The sequence below is a fragment of the Buttiauxella sp. S19-1 genome (assembly GCF_022134725.1).
Lineage (GTDB): Bacteria > Pseudomonadota > Gammaproteobacteria > Enterobacterales > Enterobacteriaceae > Buttiauxella > Buttiauxella ferragutiae.
The window spans coordinates 1-21,302 of record NZ_JAHWLU010000088.1 but is presented as its reverse complement, the minus strand read 5'-3'; the positions used below and the strand labels follow the sequence as shown (position 1 = coordinate 21,302).

18 protein-coding genes are annotated in these 21,302 nt (G+C 51.8%); 13 read left to right on the top strand and 5 right to left on the bottom strand.

The window, feature by feature from the left end; translation table 11 throughout:
* Positions 1–179 precede the first annotated feature (179 nt).
* Positions 180–1,253 carry a LacI family DNA-binding transcriptional regulator gene (locus MES37_RS17530; protein ID WP_237932170.1) on the top strand — a complete coding sequence of 358 codons (1,074 nt, stop codon included), beginning with the start codon at positions 180–182 and terminating at the stop codon, positions 1,251–1,253.
* On the opposite strand, the gene moeB is transcribed toward MES37_RS17530, so the two are convergent.
* Together moeB and moeA are read right to left on the bottom strand one after the other, a co-directional pair.
* Positions 1,241–2,002: a molybdopterin-synthase adenylyltransferase MoeB gene (gene moeB / locus MES37_RS17525; protein WP_237932168.1), complete on the bottom strand. Its 762-nt coding sequence runs from the start codon at positions 2,000–2,002 to the stop codon at positions 1,241–1,243. The genes MES37_RS17530 and moeB overlap by 13 nt on opposite strands.
* Before the next feature lie 2 nt (positions 2,003–2,004).
* Complete coding sequence (moeA, locus tag MES37_RS17520; protein WP_064545039.1) at positions 2,005–3,237, bottom strand: molybdopterin molybdotransferase MoeA; 1,233 nt, start codon at positions 3,235–3,237, stop codon at positions 2,005–2,007.
* A 256-nt stretch (positions 3,238–3,493) separates the two neighbouring features.
* Between moeA and iaaA the strand changes: the two genes are divergently transcribed.
* The 5 genes from iaaA to gsiD all read left to right on the top strand — a co-directional run bounded on the left by iaaA (position 3,494) and on the right by gsiD (position 9,819).
* Entirely contained in the window at positions 3,494–4,447 is a 954-nt protein-coding gene (gene iaaA / locus MES37_RS17515) for a beta-aspartyl-peptidase (RefSeq protein ID WP_133521922.1), read from the top strand.
* Positions 4,447–6,297 carry a glutathione ABC transporter ATP-binding protein GsiA gene (gene gsiA / locus MES37_RS17510; RefSeq protein ID WP_121815227.1) on the top strand — a complete coding sequence of 617 codons (1,851 nt, stop codon included), beginning with the start codon at positions 4,447–4,449 and terminating at the stop codon, positions 6,295–6,297. The genes iaaA and gsiA overlap by 1 nt, the downstream gene beginning before the upstream one ends.
* A gap of 31 nt (positions 6,298–6,328) precedes the next feature.
* Positions 6,329–7,870, top strand: coding sequence for a glutathione ABC transporter substrate-binding protein GsiB (gene gsiB / locus MES37_RS17505; protein WP_237932165.1), 1,542 nt, complete (start codon positions 6,329–6,331; stop codon positions 7,868–7,870).
* 114 nt (positions 7,871–7,984) lie between these two features.
* Positions 7,985–8,905: a glutathione ABC transporter permease GsiC gene (gene gsiC / locus MES37_RS17500; RefSeq protein WP_064545050.1), complete on the top strand. Its 921-nt coding sequence runs from the start codon at positions 7,985–7,987 to the stop codon at positions 8,903–8,905.
* Positions 8,906–8,907: 2 nt separating this feature from the next.
* On the top strand, positions 8,908–9,819 hold the full coding sequence (gene gsiD, locus MES37_RS17495) for a glutathione ABC transporter permease GsiD (protein ID WP_064545052.1): 912 nt from the start codon (positions 8,908–8,910) through the stop codon (positions 9,817–9,819).
* Here the strand turns inward: gsiD and MES37_RS17490 are convergent.
* Positions 9,816–10,820 carry a LacI family DNA-binding transcriptional regulator gene (locus MES37_RS17490; protein WP_064545054.1) on the bottom strand — a complete coding sequence of 335 codons (1,005 nt, stop codon included), beginning with the start codon at positions 10,818–10,820 and terminating at the stop codon, positions 9,816–9,818. The genes gsiD and MES37_RS17490 overlap by 4 nt on opposite strands.
* A gap of 258 nt (positions 10,821–11,078) precedes the next feature.
* Here MES37_RS17490 and MES37_RS17485 point away from each other — a divergent pair, with 258 nt between their 5' ends.
* Positions 11,079–13,127 (top strand): glycoside hydrolase family 31 protein, encoded by a 2,049-nt coding sequence (locus MES37_RS17485; protein ID WP_064545056.1) that lies wholly within the window; start codon positions 11,079–11,081, stop codon positions 13,125–13,127.
* Between the two features lie 23 nt (positions 13,128–13,150).
* Positions 13,151–14,530: an MFS transporter gene (locus MES37_RS17480; RefSeq protein ID WP_121815229.1), complete on the top strand. Its 1,380-nt coding sequence runs from the start codon at positions 13,151–13,153 to the stop codon at positions 14,528–14,530.
* Positions 14,531–14,571: 41 nt separating this feature from the next.
* Here the strand turns inward: MES37_RS17480 and rimO are convergent, their stop codons facing one another.
* Positions 14,572–15,885: a 30S ribosomal protein S12 methylthiotransferase RimO gene (gene rimO / locus MES37_RS17475; protein ID WP_064545060.1), complete on the bottom strand. Its 1,314-nt coding sequence runs from the start codon at positions 15,883–15,885 to the stop codon at positions 14,572–14,574.
* 208 nt (positions 15,886–16,093) lie between these two features.
* Between rimO and MES37_RS17470 the strand changes: the two genes are divergently transcribed.
* From MES37_RS17470 to MES37_RS17455, 4 genes are all read left to right on the top strand, one after another.
* Positions 16,094–16,399, top strand: a complete 306-nt coding sequence (locus MES37_RS17470) for a hypothetical protein (RefSeq protein WP_064545063.1) — start codon at positions 16,094–16,096, stop codon at positions 16,397–16,399.
* A 3-nt stretch (positions 16,400–16,402) separates the two neighbouring features.
* Entirely contained in the window at positions 16,403–17,620 is a 1,218-nt protein-coding gene (locus MES37_RS17465; RefSeq protein ID WP_232886669.1) for a serine hydrolase domain-containing protein, read from the top strand.
* Positions 17,621–17,763: 143 nt separating this feature from the next.
* Positions 17,764–18,147 carry a biofilm formation regulator BssR gene (locus MES37_RS17460; RefSeq protein WP_064545067.1) on the top strand — a complete coding sequence of 128 codons (384 nt, stop codon included), beginning with the start codon at positions 17,764–17,766 and terminating at the stop codon, positions 18,145–18,147.
* A gap of 106 nt (positions 18,148–18,253) precedes the next feature.
* Positions 18,254–19,372: a PQQ-dependent sugar dehydrogenase gene (locus MES37_RS17455; RefSeq protein WP_064545069.1), complete on the top strand. Its 1,119-nt coding sequence runs from the start codon at positions 18,254–18,256 to the stop codon at positions 19,370–19,372.
* Positions 19,373–19,375: 3 nt separating this feature from the next.
* On the opposite strand, the gene MES37_RS17450 is transcribed toward MES37_RS17455, so the two are convergent.
* Positions 19,376–20,002 (bottom strand): glutathione S-transferase family protein, encoded by a 627-nt coding sequence (locus tag MES37_RS17450; protein WP_064545071.1) that lies wholly within the window; start codon positions 20,000–20,002, stop codon positions 19,376–19,378.
* 248 nt (positions 20,003–20,250) lie between these two features.
* Here MES37_RS17450 and MES37_RS17445 point away from each other — a divergent pair.
* The coding region (locus MES37_RS17445; RefSeq protein WP_237932163.1) for a serine hydrolase at positions 20,251–21,302 on the top strand (1,052 nt) is incomplete at its 3' end.

Here is a 21,302-nt window from a genome sequence, read left to right as displayed (position 1 = left end):
GTTCAATCTCGGCAATGGAGAAAGCGTAGAGCAGCAAGAACATTCGCAATAGCGACTTCGGTGCAAAAATTTTCATTTGAAAGCCAATTACGTGCGTTCGATAACGAAAAAACCAGTAATAAAGCCCTACAATTTGTCGTGAAAATTTTTTCATTGCCAAAATGGGCATAGATCACATAATGAGTAAAAAGCTAAAAATCACTGAAATTGCAGCAGAAACAGGGCTCTCCATCAGTACGGTTTCCCGCGTGCTGGCCGGGAAATCGAATACCAGCGAACTGGCCCGGCAACAGGTGCTCAACTGCGCCGAGCGAAAAGGCGTGCTTGAGGGCATGGCGGCGGGGCGTATGTTACTTAACAGCCTGGTCGTTTTTGCGCCGCAGCGTGCATTTGATGAGCGATCTGACGTTTTTTATTATCGCGTCACCCAGGGGCTGAGCAAGGCGCTGATACCCCATGAAGTACGGCTGCGTTACTGCGCGCTGGAAGAAAACGACAGCGACGCCAACATGTTCCTGAGCAAAATGAATGAGCCAGAAACGGAAGCGGCGATCTTACTGGGCATTGACGATCCGCACATTCACGATCTGGCAGTCGATCTCGGTAAGCCTTGCGTGTTGATCAACTGCCGTGACCGCAAAATGCGTTTGCCGGGAGTGGCACCGGATCACCAGTTAATTGGCGACTTTGCCGCGAGTTATCTGTTTGAACAGGGCCATAAAGAGATCGTCACTTTGCTGTGCTTACGGCGCTATACCATTGAGTTGCGTCTTGCCGGTATTCGCGATGCCTGGGAGGCCAGCAACCTGCAATTTGATGACGCACGCCACCTGATTACCGCGCAAAGTTTCAGCTCCAAAGAGAGTGAAAAGTTAATCAGCGAATTTCTGGAAAACACGCCGCGCCAGCAGTTACCCACGGCTTTTTTGGTGGGTGGTGATTTTATGGCGGCAGGAGTGGTCAGTGCGCTGCAAAACGCGGGTTTGCGCGTACCGCATGATATTTCAGTGATGAGCATCGATGGTTTTAACCTGGCAGCTATCCACGATGTACCGTTAACTTCGGTGCATGTCCCGCGTGACCAGTTGGGTGAGGAAGCGGTGCATATTCTCCAGCAACGTTTAATACGCCCGGATGCGCCAGTGGGGAATTTACTGCTTAACGGCATGCTGGTGGTGCGTGAATCGGTGCGCCGTATTCGCCCGAATAAAAACCATACGGCGGTCAGCAGCGTGGGGCTTTATGACGAGTGAGTGCCGCACACCTCACATTGCGGATTGCGCGGCAGTTTCATCTCGCGGAACTGGCAGGTCATCGCGTCGTACATCACGATTTTCCCGCTGGCCGGCGTGCCGTAATGCGCCAGCAGTTTGATGGCTTCCATCGCTTGTAAAGAACCAATAACGCCGACTAACGGTGCCATCACACCCGCTTCAACACAGGTGAGCGCGTTGTCGCCAAACAGGCGGCTCAGGCAGCGGTAACACGGTTCGCCATCCTGATAAGTGAATACGCTGATTTGCCCTTCCATACGAATGGCCGCAGCGGAAACCAGCGGTTTTTTCAGCGTAAAACAACACTGATTGAGCTGATTGCGAATCGCCACGTTATCAGTGCAATCCAGTACCAGATCGTGCTTCGCTACTAACTCCAGCAGTTGCGTTTCATCAAGCAGCGCATTAACCGTATCAATCTGAATATGCGGGTTGATTGCGGCCAGCGCATTGCGCGCAGAGTCGACTTTTAACTGCCCAATTGTGGCATCGCGGTGCAGGGTCTGGCGCTGCAAATTAGACAGCGCCACAGTATCAAAATCTAACAATGTCAGGTGGCCGACACCTGCCGCCGCCAGATACGGCGCGCTGGCGCAACCGAGACCGCCGAGCCCAACAATCAAAACACGCGCGGCTTTCAACGCTTCCTGGCCGTCAAAATCAAAACCACGCAAAATAATTTGCCGGTTGTAGCGCATCATTTCTTGATCGCTCAGTTCAGCGCTCATGGTTAGCCCCCAAACAGATGATTAAATGGCTCAACGTCAACCCAGTCGCCCGCCTCAACGTTACTACGTTCAAGCTCCAGTACGATAAAACAGTTGGCCTGGCTAAATGAGCTGAAAATATGTGAACCCTGATGGCCAGTGCTCAATACTTCTAATTGCCCATCTTCACCGGTACGCATAATGCCACGCTGGAAATCGAGGCGGCCGGGGGATTTTTTCAGGCGGCCGACGGTACGCACACGCTGGCGTGGTGGCAGGGCATTACCTTGCTGGCCGCTTAATTTGGCTAACAGCGGCTGAACCAATTGGTAGAAGGTTAGTGCCGCAGAAACTGGATTACCCGGCAGGCCGCAGAACCAGCTGTTTTTCAGGCGACCAAAGGCAAACGGTTTACCTGGTTTAATTGCCAGTTTCCAGAAACCAACTTCACCGAGTTCTTCAAGCAACTGTTTGGTGTAATCCGCTTCACCGACCGAAACGCCGCCGCTGCTGATCACCACATCGGCCTGGCTGTCAGCTTCAATAAATGCCGCTCGCAGAGTTTCAGGATCATCACGGATAATCCCTAAATCAATGACCTCGCAACCTAATTGCTCAAGCATGATATGCACCGCCAGGCGGTTGGTGTCGTAAATTTGCCCTTCGCCAAGCGGAGTGCCTGGCAGTTGCAGTTCATCACCGGTTGAGAACACGGCGACGCGAATCGCGCGTAGCACCGCGACTTCGGCGATACCCAGTGAGGCAATTAGAGGTAATTCCGCGGCAGTCAGTTTTTTACCCGCAGGTAGCACGCTCGCGCCCTGGCGAATATCTTCGCCACGCAGGCGAACGTTTTGCCCGTTTTTCACGGCTTCGTTAAAACGCACACCGCTTTCGGTGACGGTGGTTTCTTCCTGCATCACCACCGCGTCGGTACCTGCTGGCACCGGTGCACCGGTCATAATGCGAATGCAGGTTGCCTCCGGCCATTCACCGCTAAAAGGTTGACCAGCGAAAGCTTTTCCCGCCACCGGCAATGCCGTACCTAACGCCAAATCTTTCAGGCGTACCGCGTAGCCATCCATTGCAGAGTTATCAAACCCCGGGACATCAATTGGTGAAGTGACAGGGTGCGAGGTAATGCGCCCGGCAGCCTTCAGCAAAGGGATGGACTCAGATTCGGTGACAGGAACAATACGCGACAACATCTGTTCCATTGCGGTTTCGAGGGGGATAAGACCGGCGGTAAATTCCATGAAAGCTCCTGCAACGCGGGAAAAATATGGCGAACATTATGTCAGAGAAATGCCTGGTGCTGAATGTTCCATTGGGAGTAATCGAATTCGGCATTTTCCTTTACATCACATTTACATCTTTCTATATTCAAAAATCGTCTCATAGCGATTCAATTTATCTGATATTTATAGCTTTCCCTGGTCGGATAAGCGCAGCGTCATCTGACCACACAACGGACTCCGACAATATAACGAACTCTGACAAGGCAATGTCGAAATGAGCAAAGCAGTAATCGCGATTCACGGTGGCGCGGGAGCCATTACTCGTGCACAACTCAGCCCTGAAAAAGAGCTGCTATATATTAAAGCTTTATCGGAAATCGTTGAGGTGGGCCAGTCCGTGCTGGGTGCGGGTGGCAGCGCGTTAGACGCCGTCACCGAAGCGGTGCGCTTGCTCGAAGAATGCCCGTTGTTTAACGCCGGTATCGGCGCCGTCTTTACCCACGACGGCACCCATGAACTGGACGCCTGCATCATGGATGGCAACACCCTCGAAGCGGGTGCCGTGGCGGGTGTCAGCCATATTCGCAACCCCGTTCTGGCAGCGCGCCAGGTGCTGGAACACAGCCCACATGTGCTGTTGATTGGGCGCGGTGCAGAAAACTTTGCACAGCAACAAGGCCTTGAGCCTGTTTCGCCGGACATCTTTTTCACTCAGGAACGCTGGGATCAACTACAACGTGCCCGAACCAGCCAGCAAACCGTGCTTGATCACGATGGTGACGAGCCGATCAATTCAGATACCAAATTTGGCACGGTCGGAGCCGTGGCACTCGATCAATATGGCAATTTGGCCGCCGCAACCTCTACGGGCGGGATGACCAACAAAATGCCAGGCCGCGTAGGCGATTCACCGATTATCGGTGCGGGTTGCTATGCCAATAACGCCAATGTGGCCGTCTCTTGTACCGGAACGGGCGAAGTATTTATGAAAACGCTTGCGGCCTACGATATTGCAGCGTTGATGGAATATGGCGGGCTGAGTCTGCAACAAGCGACAGAACGCGTAGTGATGGAAAAACTTCCGGCGCTGCAAGGCAGTGGCGGGGTGATTGCTATCGATAACGAAGGCAATGTGGCGTTGCCATTTAATAGTGAAGGGATGTACCGCGGCTACGGTTATGTCGGGGACGCCCCAAACGTTGGAATTTATCACAGCCAGGAGCATTGATGCCCCATAGTCACGAACTGCCCGACGACGAAGTGCTGTCTGTTAGCCGACTGAACGTTCGTTTTCGCCAGGAAAATGCCGACACCCAGGCGGTGTCCGATTTGTCGTTTGTACTAAAGCGCGGCGAAACACTGGCGATTGTCGGGGAGTCCGGTTCTGGGAAATCAGTCACAGCGCTAGCCTTAATGCGCCTGCTGGAAAAGACCGCGAGCATTGTTGAAAGCGAAAAAATTTTGCTGCGTCGCCGCAACGGTGAGGTGATTGAACCGGCGACGCTGAGTTCATCGCAAATGCGCCATGTGCGCGGCGCGGATATCGCCATGATATTCCAGGAGCCGATGACGTCGCTCAACCCGGTATTTCCGGTGGGTGAACAAATTGCCGAATCTATCCGCCTGCATCAGGGGCTGGATAAACAGGCGGCGCTGGAAGAAGCACGGCGTATGCTCGAACGGGTACGCATTCCGGAAGCAAAAGCTATTTTGGGGCGTTATCCGCATCAGCTTTCTGGTGGCATGCGCCAACGCGTGATGATAGCGATGGCGCTGTCGTGCCGTCCGGCGGTGTTGATTGCCGATGAACCGACCACCGCACTCGATGTGACGATTCAGGCGCAAATCCTCCAGCTTATCCGCGTGCTGCAAGATGAAATGCATATGGGCGTGATATTTATCACCCACGATATGGGCGTGGTGGCCGATATGGCCGACCGCGTGCTGGTAATGTATCGAGGCGTGGCCGTCGAAACAGGCAGCGTGGAACAGATCTTTAACGCGCCTGTTCATCCTTACACCAAAACGCTATTGGCTGCGGTGCCGCGTCTTGGCGCGATGAATGGCCGTGATTTACCGCGCAAATTCCCGCTGGTGAATCCAGAACATCCTGACCGTACAGAACCTGAAACCGAACAAGACACTATTCCGTCTGGTGCGGTGCCGGTGCTGCAAGTGCGCGACCTGGTGACGCGTTTTGATATTCGCAGTGGCATTTTCAACCGCGTCACCAGTCGCGTATACGCAGTAGAAAAAGTGAGTTTTGACTTATGGCCTGGCGAAACGCTGGGGCTGGTGGGAGAGTCAGGCAGTGGCAAATCCACCACCGGACGGGCGCTGTTGCGGCTGGTAGAAACTCAGGGTGGCAGCATTCATTTCAACGGCCAACGTATCGACACGCTCTCCAATGCCGACATGCAGCATGTGCGCAAAGACATCCAGTTTATTTTCCAGGATCCGTATGCCTCGCTCGACCCGCGTCTGACGGTGGGTTATTCGATTATGGAACCGTTGCTGGTTCATAACGTGATGTCCACAGCGCAGGCGCAACAACGCGTGGCGTGGTTACTCGAACGCGTGGGATTGCAGCCCGAACATGCGTGGCGTTATCCCCATGAGTTTTCCGGCGGTCAACGTCAGCGCATTTGCATTGCGCGCGCACTGGCACTCAATCCGAAAGTGGTGATTGCCGATGAGTCTGTCTCGGCACTGGATGTCTCTATTCGTGCGCAAATCATCAACTTGCTACTCGATTTACAGCGTGAGTTTGGCATCGCCTTTTTGTTTATTTCCCATGACATGGCGGTAGTTGAGCGCATTTGTCATCGCGTGGCGGTGATGTATCTCGGGCAAATTGTCGAAATCGGCCCGCGTCGCGCGGTGTTTGAAAACCCGCAGCACCCGTATACCCGCAAACTCATGGCTGCTGTACCGGTTGCCGACCCCGCGCACCGTCGGCCTAAACCTGTTTTGCTTTCCGATGACATCCCCAGTAGCACGCACAAACTGGGGTTTGAACCGCATGTTGCAACGCTTGTGAATGTTGGACCAGGGCACTTTGTTGCCCGGTCACAGTGATATTTTTGGCAGGGATAATCAGGAGAACTTCATGACCGCATTAAAAAGTACCAAGTGGCTAGTGGCCGCAGGTCTGGCAACCAGCGTGATTGCCGCTCCGGCATTCGCTGCAAAAGATGTCGTTGTTGCTGTGGCATCCAATTTCACCACGCTTGACCCGTATGATGCCAACGATACGCTGTCGCAGGCGGTGGCAAAGTCGTTTTATCAGGGGCTGTTTGGTCTGGATAAAGAGATGAAACTGCAAAACGTGCTGGCGGAAAGCTATACCGTTTCTGACGACGGGCTGGTTTACACCATCAAACTGCACTCGGGGGTTAAATTCCAGGATGGCACCGATTTCAACGCCGAAGCGGTGAAGGCCAACCTTGATCGCGCCAGCAATCCGGAAAACCACCTCAAGCGCTACAACCTGTATAAAGCGATTGCTAAGACCGAAGCGGTTGACGCCAGTACGGTAAAAATCACCCTCAAACAGCCATTCTCGGCGTTTATCAATATTCTGGCCCATCCGGCAACGGCGATGATTTCCCCGACGGCACTGAAAAAATATGGCAAAGAGATTGGTTTCCATCCGGTCGGCACTGGCCCATATCAACTGGACACCTGGAACCAGACCGATTTTGTGAAGGTCAAGAAGTTCGACGGTTACTGGAAACAGGGTTTACCTAAACTCGACACCATCACCTGGCGCCCGGTGGTGGATAACAATACCCGCGCGGCCATGCTGCAAACTGGCGAGGCGCAATTTGCCTTCCCAATTCCTTACGAACAGGCAGGGGTGCTTGCGAAAAACGACAAGCTGGAACTGGTGGCTTCGCCTTCCATCATGCAGCGTTACCTCAGCATGAACGTGACGCAAAAGCCGTTTGATAACCCGAAGGTGCGTGAAGCCATTAACTATGCGATTAACCGCCAGGCGCTGGTGAAAGTGGCATTTGCCGGGTATGCGACACCAGCGGAAGGCGTGGTACCGCCATCTATCGATTTCGCACAAATTTACAAACCGTGGCCGTATGACCCGGCCAAAGCGCGTGCATTGCTGAAAGAAGCAGGCTATCCGAACGGTTTCGAAACCACTTTGTGGTCGTCTCATAACCACAGTACCGCGCAGAAAGTGTTGCAGTTCACTCAGCAGCAACTGGCGCAAGTGGGCATCAAAGTGAAGGTTACCGCGATGGATGCCGGGCAACGAGCTGCTGAAGTGGAAGGCAAAGGGCAAAAAGAGAGCGGCGTGAGAATGTTCTACACCGGTTGGTCGGCCTCGACTGGCGAAGCTGACTGGGCATTGTCGCCGTTGTTTGCCTCATCTAACTGGCCACCAACGCTGTTTAACACTGCGTTCTACAGCAATCCGCAAGTGGATAAAGACCTGACGGACGCGCTGAAAACCACCAACCGCGATGAAAAAGCGAAACTGTATAAAGACGCGCAGGACACTATCTGGAAGGAAAATCCGTGGGTGCCACTGGTGGTTGAAAAACTGGTTTCAGCACACAGCAAAACCCTCAACGGTTTTTATGTGATGCCGGATGCCGGGTTTAGTTTTGATGATGCGGATTTGAAAGAGTGATGATTTTGGTGGCGTGTTTTCACCCTCAGCCCGACCCTCTCCCTGAGGGAGAGGGGGAACGACACGCGATCCAATCCCCTCTCCTGGGGGAGAGGGTTAGGGTGAGGGGGGACAATGTTTAACTATTTCCTCAAACGCCTACTGGGCCTGATCCCCACATTGCTGATTGTCGCGGTGCTGGTGTTTCTGTTCGTCCATATGCTGCCAGGTGACCCGGCGCGGTTAATCGCCGGGCCTGATGCAGACGCCACCGTTATCGATATGGTGCGCAAACAGTTAGGCCTGGATTTACCGCTCTGGCAGCAATTCTTACACTACATCGGCAACATTTTGCAGGGCGATTTTGGCATCTCTATGGTGTCGCGCCGTCCGGTTTCCGAAGAGATCGCCAGCCGCTTTATGCCAACATTCTGGCTCACGCTCACCAGCATGGGGTGGGCGGTCATTTTCGGACTGTTCACTGGCATTATTTCTGCCGTCTGGCGTAATCGCTGGCCGGACAGACTGAGTATGACGATTGCGGTTTCCGGTATCTCTTTCCCGGCCTTCGCACTCGGCATGCTGCTGATGCAGGTTTTCTCCGTAGAACTGGGCTGGTTGCCGACGGTAGGGGCCGATAGCTGGCAGCACTACATTCTGCCGTCTGTCACGCTTGGCGCGGCAGTGGCGGCAGTGATGGCTCGTTTCACCCGTGCTTCCTTCGTCGATGTGCTGCAAGAAGATTACATGCGCACCGCGCGTGCTAAAGGGGTCAGCGAAACACTGATAGTTCTCAAACATGGGCTACGCAACGCGATGATCCCCGTGATTACCATGATGGGGCTACAGTTTGGCTTCCTGCTCGGTGGCTCAATTGTGGTCGAAAAAGTGTTTAACTGGCCGGGGCTTGGGCGCTTGCTGGTGGATTCGGTCGAGATGCGCGACTACCCGGTGATTCAGGCGGAAGTGTTGCTGTTCTCGCTGGAATTTATTGTCATCAACTTAGTGGTGGATTTGCTGTATGCCGCCATTAACCCAGCTATCAGGTACAAGTAAGGATGCGACTCTTTAACTGGCGACGCCAGGCGGTACTGAACGCGATGCCGATAGTTCGGCCCAATCAAGTGCGCACCCCGTGGCACGAATTTCTGCGCCGTTTGCGCAAGCAGCCGGTGGCGATGTTTGCCGGGGCTTTCGTGTTGTTTTTGGTTGCTATTGCGCTTATCGCACCGTGGATTTCTCCGTTCGATGCGGAAAACTATTTTGATTACGACCGGCTCAACGAAGGGCCGTCGATAGTGCACTGGTTTGGCGTAGATTCGTTAGGGCGCGATATTTTCAGCCGCGTGCTGGTGGGAGCGCAAATCTCGCTGGCGGCAGGGGTGTTCTCGGTGTTGATCGGCGCGGTAATTGGCACCGTTTGCGGCCTGCTGGCGGGATATTACGAAGGCTGGTGGGATCGCGTCATTATGCGTATTTGTGACGTGTTGTTCGCCTTCCCTGGGATATTACTGGCGATTGCAGTAGTGGCAGTAATGGGTACCGGCATGTCGAACGTGATAATCGCGGTGGCGATTTTTAGTATTCCTGCTTTTGCCCGCCTGGTGCGCGGCAATACGCTGGTGCTAAAACACCAAACCTTTATTGAATCGGCACGCAGTATTGGCGCCTCGGATGCGACGATTATCTTCCGTCATATTTTACCGGGCACGGTTTCGTCGATAGTGGTCTATTTCACGATGCGTATTGGCACATCGATCATTTCCGCGGCGAGTCTGTCGTTCTTAGGGTTAGGCGCACAGCCACCAACACCAGAGTGGGGCGCGATGTTAAACGAAGCACGCGCCGATATGGTGATTGCCCCACATGTGGCAATTTTCCCGAGTCTGGCGATTTTCCTGACGGTGTTGGCGTTTAATTTATTGGGAGATGGGCTGCGCGACGCGCTGGATCCCAAGATAAAAGGTTAACCCATTTTGTGTTCCCGTCGGGTGACAAGGCATAACTCTGGTAAGGAATGCACCGGAGGTTGTTCGCCCTGCATGGCATTGAGAATAGCGGTTGCCAAATCTTCACCTATCACCCTGAAAGGGACGTCAAAACCCGTAGGTTTTATCGGCAGAAATGATGAGATATCGCTGCTAAAAACTCCGGCAAAGAACGGGTAGTGACAGCGCTGTTGCCGGGTATAAAAGCTTGCTCCTAGCATCTGTAAGTCGCTGAGAAAGATGATGTAGTCAGGAGGGATGGGTAACTGGTGGAAATAACGCAGCGCCTCGAAACCGGACGCCTCACTGATTTCACCCTGGAAGAGATATTCTTCATTCACTTTCAGGTTTTGCTGGCGTAAGGCTTCGCGCCAGGCCTGCGTGAAGATTGCTCCCTGCGCACTCGATTTTTCCAACGTGACCAGCGCAATATTTTGATATCCCGCCATTTTTCCCTGTTGCACCGCTTCTTTTGCCACCGTGGCAAAATCCAGATCTACCCAGTTGAATTGGCCATTCAGGGTAGAGCTGCGTCCAAGCGTGGCAAACGGGAAATTATTTTTATGCAAATACTCAATACGAGGATCGTTGATTTGAGTGTTGGTCAGTATGACGGCGTCGGCTTTGCGTTGCTCAACAATTTTTTGTAGCCACAGTTTTTCATCTGCATCGTCCAGTGCCAGGTGCAGGATGGTGTCGATATCCTGCTGGCGCAGGCGGGTTTGCAGACCCGCAGCAACGCGCATGAAAAAAGAGGCCGTGTAGAAGTTGTCCCGTTCACCCGATGGTAGCAGGAGCGCAACGGTGTTGACCTTACCCTTGCGCAGATTTCTGCCCGCAGCATTGGGCCGATAACCATAGAAATTTGCCGCCTCAAGTACGCGCTTTTGCGTTGCCATACTGACTTCAGGGTGGCTATTCAGTGCTCTTGAAACGGTGGCAATGGAGAGATCCAGTATTTTTGCCAACTCTTTGATATTCATCTATTCCTTTTCCTTCACATGGACGATCACGCCATATCTATATTTTACTCTGCTAAGTTTTACCATTTGGGATGACTGCCGCATAAATATATCACGGTTGACCTGGGGATATTTGAATAATAAACACGAGATCACAACTCTCAGATCCTTTTACTTATTGGGTTAGTTCCTTCATTGACTTGCTGCTTAATATTAACCATTATCGGAAACGTTTCCGAAAAAATAATTATAACTTCCAATAAATAAAATGAGGTCATGATGAACACCCTACAAATTAAAGATAACTCGCTGTATTGGTCATGGAATGGTTATTACCTTTCCATTTTTCCTTGGGGTAAAGATAGTTTAAGAATTATTTCAGGTATTCAACCTGATAGTAGTGAAATTCCGGGTTGGGCTTTGCTGGAACAACCCGATATTACTGTGAGGTTTGAACGAGATGATACAAGTCTGACGCTGATTAATGGGAATATCAGCGCATCTGTTGACCAGCAAGGACGGATTGCTTTTTATAATCAGAAAAAAGAGTGTTTACTGGAAGAATTATGGCGGCAAAGAGACAATGGAGAGCATTTTTGGGATGAGGGCCATCAATCAAAAAATAAAGTCAGCGCATTAAAAATATCTGGCCGGGAGATGAAACCATTAGCTGGAAATGCAATGGAAATAAATGTCAGGTTTGAAGCTAATCCAAATGAAAAAATGTGTGGGATGGGACAGTATCAGCAGCCTTTTATTAATTTAAAAGGCTGTGCTATTGAATTAGCTCAGCGAAATTCTCAGGCCAGTGTGCCGTTTATGGTCTCGAGTCTGGGATATGGGTTTTTATGGAATAACCCCGCGGTAGGCGAAGTTATTTTTGCGAATAACGAAACGCGCTGGCATGCTCAGGCCGCATCGCATATTGATTACTGGATAACGGCAGGTGATACCCCTGCGCAAATCATCAGAAACTATGCGAACGCCACCGGTAAACCCCCTTTGATGCCCGAATTTGCCCTGGGTCTGTGGCAATCCAAATTACGTTATCGCACCCAGCATGAGTTGCTGAGTGTGGCACGTGAGTATCGTGATCGCGGTATTCCTCTGGCGGTGATTGTCGCCGATTTCTTCCATTGGCCGGTGCAGGGCGACTGGAAATTTGATTCACGGGAATGGCCCGATCCCGCTGCGATGACCGCAGAACTCAAGGATATGGGTACGGAATTGATGGTTTCAGTCTGGCCGACGGTAGATGTGAAAAGTGAAAATTATCCTGCGATGAACGAGCAGGGCTTGCTGGTGAATACCCGCAAAGGGCTAAACATCAACTTCGATTTTTTAGGTAATAGCCGCTTTATCGACCCTACGAATCCTGAGACTCGCCAGTTCGTCTGGGATGTCTGTAAGAGGAACTATTTTGACAATGGCGTAAACCTATTCTGGCTTGATGAGGCTGAGCCAGAATATGGTGTCTATGATTTTGATAACTATCGTTATCACATAGGTAATACCCTCGAAACGGGCAATATCTATCCACTGCATTATACCGAGGCTTTTTACGACGGTCTGCGCGAAGCGGGGCAGAGTAATCCGGTAAGCCTGGTGCGCTGCGCATGGGCCGGTAGCCAGCGCTACGGTGCCTTGGTTTGGTCTGGCGATATCCACTCATCATTTGAGTCGATGCGTAACCAACTCTGCGCTGGGTTAAGCATGGGCATGGCGGGTATCCCGTGGTGGACCACTGATATTGGTGGATTCCATGGCGGTGATGTCAGCGATCCCGCATTTCATGAGTTGTTAATACGCTGGTTCCAGTGGGCGGTATTCAGCCCGGTGCTGCGCATGCATGGACACCGCGACCCCATTACTGAGCCAGAAATCCCTTACCGCGACGGTATCGCACAATGCAACACCGGAGCCGGCAACGAGCTATGGAGTTTTGGTGAATCCACCTTTGCGATTCTCAGCCGTTACGCAACGCTACGAGAAAGGCTGCGGCCGTATCTACGCAAACTCATGCAGCAAGCCCATGAGACAGGCGAGCCGTTAATGCGCCCGCTGTTTTATCACTATCCCGAGGATGAGCAAGCCTGGCAGATAACCGACCAATATCTATTTGGCGAAGACGTTCTTGTTGCGCCAGTGGTTAACGCAGGGGAGAGGCAACGTCGTGTCTGGTTACCGGGTAACACGGTGTGGGTTGACGTGGTTTCGGGTGACCGCCATGAGGGCGGCCGGTTTATCAGCGTTGCCGCACCACTCGAAACGTTACCTTTGCTGGTACGTGATGGCGCAGAGGTTCTGCGGCTGATTCGCCCATTCTGACACGGGTAAATAGGGAGAGCATGATGAGTGGAATATCTAATGATTTGGGTGTGGCCAGTCACCCAGTTGGGCTGGCAAAACTTTCAGTAAGTGAAAAGATAGGTTACGGCTTGGGAGATGCTGGTGGCACGATTATTACCGGACTTATCTCGAACTTTTTAACCTTCTTTTATACCGATATTTTTGGGTTAACACCGGCGGTGGTGGGAACACTATTCCTGGTGCTACGTGTGATTGACGCTATTTCTGATCCACTGATCGGGGTTATTGCTGACCGCTCCTCGACCAAAATGGGGCAGTTCCGGCCGTTTATACTCTGGACAGCCATTCCATTAGGACTGATTGCATTTCTGACTTTTAGCGTTCCGGATTTGGCTTATCACTGGAAGGTGCTTTACGCCGTTGTGACCTACTTTGCGCTCTCGGTGCTTTATTCCCTCAACAACGTGCCTTATTGCGCATTGATCACCAAAATCACCACTAATCCGCTGGAGCTTGTTTCATGCCAGTCCTGGCGTTTTGCGTTGTGTGGCGTGGCGGGTTTCGCCGTCTCGGTTGGTTTGCCGATTATGGTGGATTACTTTGGCAAGGGGAATGCGGTTCGGGGATATCAGTATGGTGTAGGCGTTCTGGCATGTTTAGCCATCGCGATGTTTCTACTGTGCTTTTATGGTGTGAAAGAGCGAGTAGTGGCTCGAAACAATCATACGTTTAACCTGCGTGAAAGCCTGAAAAGTATCCGGCGTAACGATCAGCTTTTACTGACCTTTGTGATGTCGTTACTGATCATCAGCATCTTTAACACTAAGGGTGGGGTCGCCATGTATTTCATTACTTATGTACTGCATGGTGATGCGACCTATACCTCGTTATTTTTTGGCATGGCGACGTTGGGAGGAATTACAGGTTCAATTCTGGTGCAATATTTGACGCGCAGTTTTGAGATTAAAACCCTCTATTTCTGGGTGAATATGGTTCTGGCACTCGCTCACTTCGCAGTTTGGTTTGTTCCCGGGACAGCGACCACAGTGTGGCTGGTTTTAGTCTTTGTTTGTTGTGTCGTGTTGGGTCTTATTTTACCGATGCACTTTACCCTTGTGACCTTTGCCGATACGTATGGCGAATGGAAGTCAGGCCGCCGTTCATCGGGCATGAACTTTGCGTTTAACCTATTTTTTGTCAAGCTGGCATGGGCAGTAGCAGGGGTTATCGTCAGCGTTGTACTGACCGTCGTGGCTTACCGTTCCGGTATGGAAAACCAGACACCATTGTCTTTAGCGGGGATCACGATGCTTTCCACTGCGATACCCGGTGTGCTGCATTTATTGCTGGCAGCGACGGTGTGGTTTTTCAGGATTGATAATAAAATGGTCGCACAAATGGAGCAGGAATTAGGTCGTTAAAGTAAAGAGCCTTTCCAAACAGGAAAGGCTCTTTTGAAGGATTAAACCACTGAACCCCACAGGTCATATTCGTCTGCGTTTTCCACTTTCACGCGCACGACATCACCTGGTTTCAATTTGGTTTCGCCATTCAGATAAACCGCACCGTCGATTTCTGGAGCGTCTGCCATGCTGCGGCCAATCGCGCCTTCTTCGTCAACTTCATCAACGATCACCAGAATCTCACGGCCCACTTTTTCTTGCAGACGTTCAGCAGAAATCTGCTGTTGCAGCTGCATGAAGCGGTTCCAGCGCTCTTCTTTCACGTCTTCCGGCACCGGATCGGCCAGTTCGTTAGCGGTCGCACCTTCTACCGGGCTGAACTTGAAGCAACCGACACGATCCAGACGGGCTTCTTTCAGGAAGTCGAGCAGCATCTGGAAGTCTTCTTCAGTTTCGCCAGGGAAGCCGACAATGAAGGTGGAACGCAGCGTCAGATCCGGGCAGATCTCACGCCATTGCTTAATGCGCTGCAACTGACGATCCACGCTGCCTGGGCGCTTCATCAGCTTCAGAATGCGCGGGCTGGCGTGCTGCAAAGGAATATCCAGATACGGCAGGATCTTGCCTTCGGCCATCAACGGGATCACATCATCAACGTGCGGATACGGATAAACATAGTGCAGACGTGTCCACACGCCCAGTTTGGAAAGCTGCTCGCACAGGCTAACCATGCTGGTTTTCACCGGCTCGCCGTTGTAGAAACCGGTGCGGTGTTTAACATCAACGCCGTAAGCAGAGGTATCTTGTGAGATGACCAGCAACTCTTTCACACCGGCATCAACCAGACGTTTAGCTTCGGACAACACATCGCCAATTGGACGGCTGTCGAGATCGCCACGCATCGAAGGGATGATGCAGAAAGTACAACGGTGGTTGCAGCCTTCAGAAATTTTCAGGTACGCGTAGTGACGCGGGGTCAGTTTCACGCCTTGTTCCGGCACCAGGCTCAGGAACGGGTTATGTTTTGGTTTCGGCACATAGTGGTGAACGTGCTGCAAAACTTGCTCGTAGCTATGCGGGCCGGTGATTTCCAGAACTTTAGGGTGCACCTGGCGGATTTGGTCTTCTTTGGCCCCTAAACAGCCGGTCACAATCACTTTGCCATTTTCGTTCAGCGCTTCGCCGATCGCTTCGAGCGACTCTTGTACGGCACTGTCGATAAAGCCACAGGTGTTAACGATAACCATATCGGCATCATCATAGCTAGGCACTACATCGTAACCTTCGGTGCGCAGCTCAGTTAGAATTCGTTCAGAATCAACGAGGTTTTTTGGGCAGCCGAGGGAGACAAAGCCAATACGGGGTTGTTGCATACAGGTCACGCTCACAAAGTAAACAGAAAATAAAAACCGGGCGATTCTACACGGGTTTTCGGTATGGCTCTACTGGTTGTTTTTAAAGTGACGCAGGATCAAATTCAGACTAATCGACATGCCTTAGCTTTTGCTTAGCCAGGACGCAGGCTCTATTATCTCCCCGCTTAACTTAATTGTAACGTCCCGTTCAACCAGAGAATCCCTAATGCCTAAGATTTTAGCCCTTTCCGGGATGCTAATTGCTGTCCTGGCGACCACTGCCTGCAACATTATTCCAACGCCACTTAACACCCCACCGGCAACTGCGCAGAAGTTTGTTTGCGGCGGCGAAAAACTGGCTATCGATGGCGACTACGCCTGGTATAACGGCAACCGTTACTCCTATCAAAATATGACTAACGGGCAGGCGTTTTATCGCTATCACAGCAGTAACTTCGGCCTGAAGAAAGTCGGTGAAAACCGCACCATGCTGATTGGTCTTGATGCCAAACCTTGTGTTGCGGCGAATTAATAAATGAATTCACCCCGTCACCTGACGTGCCTGAGTACGCTGCTGCTCGGTTTTATGCTGGCGGGGTGTGGCACGCTGTCGAACGTTGCTCCTGAGGCGGAAGTGCCGCAAAAGGCGCAACGTGCTTGCGGTTCGCCTGCAAATCACGATATTAACCAGTGGCTGCCCGCTCTGGTTGAACAGCAGTCGCCGGCGATGGTGGTTGGGGTGATTGACGCCAATAACCAACGTCACTACTGGCAATTTGGTGTCACCGATACGAAACACCACCATCCCGTCAATGAACAGACGTTATTTGCCGTCGGTTCCCTCAGTAAAGGCATGACCGCCGAAGCGACCGCGGTATTAGTGGCGCAGGGGCGCCTGCATTGGTCTGACACGCTGGAAAGCTTAATGCCGCCGTCGGTGCCATTAAGTGCCGATGCGAAGCAAATCACCTTGCTGCAACTGGTGACCCATACCTCCGGCTTGCCACGGCAAAATATGGATTTGCCGATGCTGACGGCTTTTATTCGTTATCTGGGAAACGGTGAGAATTTTTACGCGCATCTCGATAGCGACGAAGTAGTGGCCGATCTGGCTGATTTTTCAAAACCAGGCAGCACCGGGCCTCTATATTCCAACCTCGGCTATGCCGTGCTGGATTATGTGTTGCGTTATCAAACCGGCCAGCGCGCCGACCAACTGGTGCAAACGCTGATTTTCGATCCATTAGGGATGCGCAATAGTAGCTTTACCCCGCAAAAACTGAAAAGTTACCCGCAGCGCGCCATCGGGCATGCCGGAAGCCAGCCGAAGTTTATTCCCCGTGGGCAAGTGGTACCTGACTGGCAGTTCACCGGCAATATGCTCGGTGCAGGCGGTTTGTATACCGACACCGCCGATTTACTGACTTTTGCCAGCGCACATCTTGCCAGCACCGGCGATGCCACACTGGATAAAGCCATTCAAGACACGATGCAAACCTATTACCCGCGTGACAAAGAAGCGGCTAATATCGCCTGGGTAACGGACACCTACGGCGAACAAGCCATCACTTATCAGGTCGGATATATCGGTGGTTATTCCAGCTACATCGGTATTGATCGCCAGAATCATTTCGCGGTGGTGGTGTTACAAAATAGCTTCACCTGGCAAAACAACCTTGGACACAGTGTGTTACGTCAAATGTTTGAGGAAAAGCATCAAGCCGCCACTTGCCGCGGGGTAACTGCTTCGTAACACCTTGTTTCTACGTAGATATTACTATTTGTAAAATTTGTTGCTGAGGATCAAGAAATACGGGGAAATAAAACTGGTTTGCCTAAAATTTATCCATACTATTACTGTGTGTTATAGATTCTAATCACACGGGGGGTAAATGTATGAATGGGGAATCACTCAAACGCGATCTCTTGAAAAAGATGATTATCGCCAAAATAGACATCGCTGCTTACCTCTTGATGAGAAAAGCAAAAGGCTATATGTCTGTGATTGAAACTGGGCATTTACGCGATAATTTGTTCGACTTGTCTGCTGAGTATCGTGAGATGGCTTCACGCCTCAATTCCCATCTTGCCGCACCAGAAATGGCGAGCATCAATCAGGGAATTGGCGCGGTATCTTCAGCTGCCGTTTGCCTGATGACAGGGTGTCACGACTGCCCGCAATATATCGCCATAGATGCTGAAAAACTGGAAAACTGCCTGCGACAACTTTCCGCCAGCCTGAAAGATATTATGAGTCACCAACTGGCCGTAGAAAGTTGAAACCTCGAGGGGAGGCGACTCCCCTCTGGTAAAGTTTTTGTAAAACTCCCATCCCTGAAATTCTGCAAAGCTAACCTTATCGGGTAGATCCGCAAAGGAGCAAGCTATGTCACGGTTGCCATTCCGCTCATTCATTGCCGCATCTTTACTGCTTTGGGCAGGCGTTGCCCTCGCCGCTGAGGTCAAAGTGGAGGTGCTACAAAGTAAGCTCGATCATCCCTGGTCGTTAGCTTTTCTGCCCAATAATCAAGGAATGCTGATAACGCTGCGTGATGGGCAATTACGGCGCTGGCGACCAGGCGAAGGTTTAGGTGACCCGATTGTTGGCGTGCCCAAAGTTTGGGCGCATGGACAAGGGGGATTACTGGATGTGGTTTTGGCGCCAGACTTTGAAAAAAGCCGCCGCGTCTGGCTGAGCTTTGCAGAAGCCAACAGCGATGACCAGGCGGGTACTGCCGTCGGTTACGGCACGCTGAGCAGCAATATGCAGCGGCTGGAAAACTTCAAAGTGGTGTTCCGTCAGATGCCGAAACTGTCGACCGGCAACCACTTTGGCGGGCGCATGGCGTTTGATGGTAAGGGCTATCTGTTTATCGCATTGGGCGAAAACAACCAACGGCCAACGGCGCAGGATTTGGATAAGTTGCAGGGCAAACTGGTGCGCCTGACGCAAAACGGCGACGTGCCAGCGGATAACCCATTTGCCGGTCAACAAGGCGCGCGCAGTGAAATATGGTCGTACGGGCACCGCAACCCACAGGGTATGGCGTTTAATCCGGCCAATGGGGAATTGTGGCTCAACGAGCATGGCCCGCGCGGTGGCGACGAAGTCAACGTGGCAAAACCGGGTAAAAATTACGGCTGGCCGCTGGCAACCTGGGGCATCAATTACAGCGGAATGCCGATCCCTGAAGCCAAAGGAGGAATTGTAGCCGGTACTGAACAGCCAATTTATTACTGGAAAGTCTCTCCGGCGGTGAGCGGCATGGCGTTTTACGACGCCGACAAATTTCCGCAGTGGAAAGGGAAACTGTTTATCGGTGCGCTAAAAGAGAAAAACCTGATTGAACTGACGCTTTCTGGCGACAAGGTCACCGATCAACAGCGTTTACTGGATGAGCGGGGTGAACGTATTCGCGATGTGCGCGTCGGCCCGGACGGCTATCTGTATGTCCTGACCGACGAATCTGACGGGCAATTACTGAAAATCAGCCCCTCTGGCTAGTTTTTAGCTCAATGGAATCATAACGATTTTCTTGAATGCCGGGCGCTGGGTCAGTTGCTGATACCAGCGTTGCAGGTTGGGGAAATCATTCCACTTGATATCGAGATTGAACAGGTTATAAACGCTTGGCGCCAGCGCAATATCCGCCACGCTGAATGTCTCGCCACCCAACCATTTTTGCTGCGCCAGTTCGGCGTCCACCATGGCAAACAGGGCGTTACAGGCGTCGACACTGTCTTCAATCAGCTTTTGATCGCGCAATTCCGGCGCGGTGCGCACCAGGCTGAAAAACACGCCACGGTGTGGGCCTGCCAACGAGGTAGCTGCCCAGTCCATCCATTTTTCACCGCGTGCTCGAGCGGCAGGTTGGGCAATCCACAGCGATTCTTTGCCATACTGTGCGGCCAGATAACGCACGATAGTATTGGATTCCCACAGCGTCAGGTCGGTGGCATCGTCGTGAATACACGGCACCAGCGCATTTGGGTTCATCGCCAGATATTCTGCATCATGGGTTTTGCCAAATTTTCCACCAGCCGGAATCGAGCGGTATTCGACGCCTAACTCTTCCAGGCACCACAAAACTTTCTTCACATTCGTTGAATTGTCTCTGCCCCAAACTGTGATCATTTTGTTTCCTCTTTGTTAGTTTGCATCTCAGTATGCCGTGTGCTGGCGAAGAAAACAGCACGCAAGTTCAACGGTTGCTAAAAAACTCATCAACGTGGCGGCAACTCACGCAGTTATCGAATAAACTTAAAAAACTTTACCAACGCTATGTTTCATTAAGCGGTTTCACACGTTAGCTTACTGGCAACTTGAAATATTAAGTAACGGCGTGTGTCGTGACTTTTTTAGAATGGATACTGGGTGGTGTTATGAAAACTTTGCAAATTCCTGCTTCGCTACGAGCTTTACTGGCAGGGTCAACCCTGCTGCTGTTAGCCGCACCTGCGGTGAGTGCTGAACAGACGGCTGATGCACCGCAAGTTGATGCTAAAGCCTGGATCTTAATGGATTACGCCAGCGGCAAAGTACTGGCGGAGGGTAATGCCGATTTGCAGCTCGATCCGGCGAGTCTGACCAAATTAATGACCAGCTATGTGGTTGGCCAGGCTATCAAAGCCGATAAAATCAAACTGACCGATATGGTCACCGTCGGCAAAGACGCATGGGCCACCGGTAACCCGGCGCTGCGTGGATCTTCGCTGATGTTCCTTAAACCCGGCGATAAAGTCTCGGTTGAAGATTTAAATAAAGGCGTGATCATTCAGTCAGGCAACGATGCCAGCATCGCGATTGCCGATTATGTGGCGGGCAGCCAGGATTCGTTCGTCAGCCTGATGAACAACTATGCGCAAAAGCTGAATCTCACTAACACCACCTTCAAAACCGTACACGGCCTTGATGCGCCAGGGCAGTTCAGTACCGCACGCGACATGGCGCTGCTGGGCAAAGCCTTAATTCACGATGTGCCAGAAGAGTACGCCATCCACAAAGAGAAAGAGTTCACCTTTAACAACATCAAGCAGCCGAACCGTAACCGCTTGTTGTGGAGCTCAAATCTTAACGTCGACGGCATGAAAACCGGCACCACCACAGGCGCAGGTTACAACCTGGTGGCCTCCGCAACTTCTGGCGATATGCGTTTGATTTCCGTGGTGCTGGGCACCAAAACTGACCGTATTCGTTTCAATGAAAGTGAAAAGCTGCTGACGTGGGGCTTCCGCTTCTTTGAAACCGTCACGCCGATTAAACCAGATGCTACTTTTGTCACTCAGCGCGTGTGGTTCGGTGATAAAAGCGAAGTGAATTTGGGTGCGGGTGAAGGTGGCTCGGTTACCATTCCGCGCGGCCAACTGAAGAACCTGAAGGCAAGTTTCAAACTTAACGATCCACAACTGACCGCGCCGCTGAAAAAAGGCCAGGT

Coding starts and splice junctions, on each gene's coding strand:
- MES37_RS17490 (WP_064545054.1), bottom strand. CDS start 10,820: ATGAATATCAAAGAGTTGGCAAAAATACTGGATCTCTCCATTGCCACC.
- gsiD (WP_064545052.1), top strand. CDS start 8,908: ATGCGACTCTTTAACTGGCGACGCCAGGCGGTACTGAACGCGATGCCG.
- iaaA (WP_133521922.1), top strand. CDS start 3,494: ATGAGCAAAGCAGTAATCGCGATTCACGGTGGCGCGGGAGCCATTACT.
- MES37_RS17530 (WP_237932170.1), top strand. CDS start 180: ATGAGTAAAAAGCTAAAAATCACTGAAATTGCAGCAGAAACAGGGCTC.
- gsiB (WP_237932165.1), top strand. CDS start 6,329: ATGACCGCATTAAAAAGTACCAAGTGGCTAGTGGCCGCAGGTCTGGCA.
- MES37_RS17480 (WP_121815229.1), top strand. CDS start 13,151: ATGAGTGGAATATCTAATGATTTGGGTGTGGCCAGTCACCCAGTTGGG.
- MES37_RS17455 (WP_064545069.1), top strand. CDS start 18,254: ATGTCACGGTTGCCATTCCGCTCATTCATTGCCGCATCTTTACTGCTT.
- MES37_RS17465 (WP_232886669.1), top strand. CDS start 16,403: ATGAATTCACCCCGTCACCTGACGTGCCTGAGTACGCTGCTGCTCGGT.
- MES37_RS17450 (WP_064545071.1), bottom strand. CDS start 20,002: ATGATCACAGTTTGGGGCAGAGACAATTCAACGAATGTGAAGAAAGTT.
- MES37_RS17470 (WP_064545063.1), top strand. CDS start 16,094: ATGCCTAAGATTTTAGCCCTTTCCGGGATGCTAATTGCTGTCCTGGCG.
- MES37_RS17460 (WP_064545067.1), top strand. CDS start 17,764: ATGAATGGGGAATCACTCAAACGCGATCTCTTGAAAAAGATGATTATC.
- gsiC (WP_064545050.1), top strand. CDS start 7,985: ATGTTTAACTATTTCCTCAAACGCCTACTGGGCCTGATCCCCACATTG.
- moeB (WP_237932168.1), bottom strand. CDS start 2,002: ATGAGCGCTGAACTGAGCGATCAAGAAATGATGCGCTACAACCGGCAA.
- gsiA (WP_121815227.1), top strand. CDS start 4,447: ATGCCCCATAGTCACGAACTGCCCGACGACGAAGTGCTGTCTGTTAGC.
- MES37_RS17485 (WP_064545056.1), top strand. CDS start 11,079: ATGAACACCCTACAAATTAAAGATAACTCGCTGTATTGGTCATGGAAT.
- moeA (WP_064545039.1), bottom strand. CDS start 3,237: ATGGAATTTACCGCCGGTCTTATCCCCCTCGAAACCGCAATGGAACAG.
- rimO (WP_064545060.1), bottom strand. CDS start 15,885: ATGCAACAACCCCGTATTGGCTTTGTCTCCCTCGGCTGCCCAAAAAAC.